Origin of the sequence: Streptomyces flavochromogenes (genome assembly GCF_000717595.1) — a bacterium.
GTDB classification, from domain to species: Bacteria; Actinomycetota; Actinomycetes; order Streptomycetales; family Streptomycetaceae; genus Streptomyces; species Streptomyces flavochromogenes.
The window spans coordinates 1-242 of record NZ_JNZO01000140.1; the positions used below are offsets into that span (position 1 = coordinate 1).

General features: G+C 69.0%; 1 protein-coding gene. It reads left to right on the top strand.

Features of this window, described 5'->3' with window-relative positions:
- A partial coding sequence (locus IF00_RS42370) for an AMP-binding enzyme (protein ID WP_037640671.1) occupies window positions 1-242 on the top strand: 242 nt, incomplete at both ends.

Genomic DNA, 242 nt, shown 5'->3' on the forward strand with positions numbered 1-242 from the left:
TGGAGTTCGTCGGCCGGGTCGACGACCAGGTGAAGGTGCGGGGCTACCGGATCGAGCTGGGTGAGGTCGAGTCGGCGCTGTCGACGGTGGACGGTGTCGTCCGCTCTGTCGCCATGGTCCGTGAGGACACGGCGAACGACCGTCGGCTCGTCGGCTATGTCGTCCCGGTCGAGGGAACAGTCCTGGAGGCGGAGGCGGTTCGCCGTGCGGTGGCCGGGCTGCTGCCGGAGTACATGGTTCCG